This is a genomic window from Pseudarthrobacter albicanus (genome assembly GCF_018224015.1).
In the GTDB taxonomy this organism is placed as follows: Bacteria; Actinomycetota; Actinomycetes; order Actinomycetales; family Micrococcaceae; genus Arthrobacter; species Arthrobacter albicanus.
This window is the reverse complement of sequence record NZ_JAGPOT010000208.1, coordinates 1-508: the sequence shown is the minus strand read 5'-3', so window position 1 is coordinate 508 and position 508 is coordinate 1. Positions and strand designations below refer to the sequence as shown.

Annotated in this window: 1 protein-coding gene and 1 pseudogene; both read right to left on the bottom strand. The window is 66.3% G+C overall.

The features are described from left to right. A partial coding sequence (locus J9611_RS21465) for a hypothetical protein (protein ID WP_246528138.1) occupies positions 1 to 382 on the bottom strand: 382 nt, incomplete at its 3' end. Between the two features lie 39 nt (positions 383 to 421). Next, positions 422 to 493, bottom strand: a pseudogene (locus tag J9611_RS22865) (hypothetical protein); the annotation flags it as partial. Positions 494 to 508 lie beyond the last annotated feature (15 nt).

Below are 508 nucleotides of genomic sequence, written 5' to 3'. Positions count from 1 at the left end.
CCGGGATGCTATTGTAGGCGGTCGACCCGCCCACGGTCAGGATCTTTCCGACGTCGTACATCACGGCGTCGCCGTTCATTGCGTCCGGGCTATCTGCGCGCGGACCGGCCGAGGTGATGCTGCCGTCGCCGGTGGTGGAGATCCAGTTCATCTGGCGGCTCGGCCCCGCCTGGAACACGCGGCCACCGGGGGCGGCAAACAACCAGGGGTGATTGTCGGAACGATACCCGCCACGGGGATCGTCGGTCAGGATGTTGTCCACCAGCACGTTCGGCAGCGTTCGCCAGCCGCCGGCGGCGGACCACACCTCACCGTTCTTGTTGCCGATACCTCCCGACCACGAGCCGCCGATGGTGAACACCTCACCGGTGGAGGTGGTCACGTTGCTGTGGTAGCCGCGGGCGATCTTCATGTCCGGCCCCGGGCTCCAGGCGTTCGTCGCAGGATTGTACAGGCTGGTTTTCGAGCTGCTGCTGCCGCCGCTGACCAGGATCCTGCCATCCGGTAG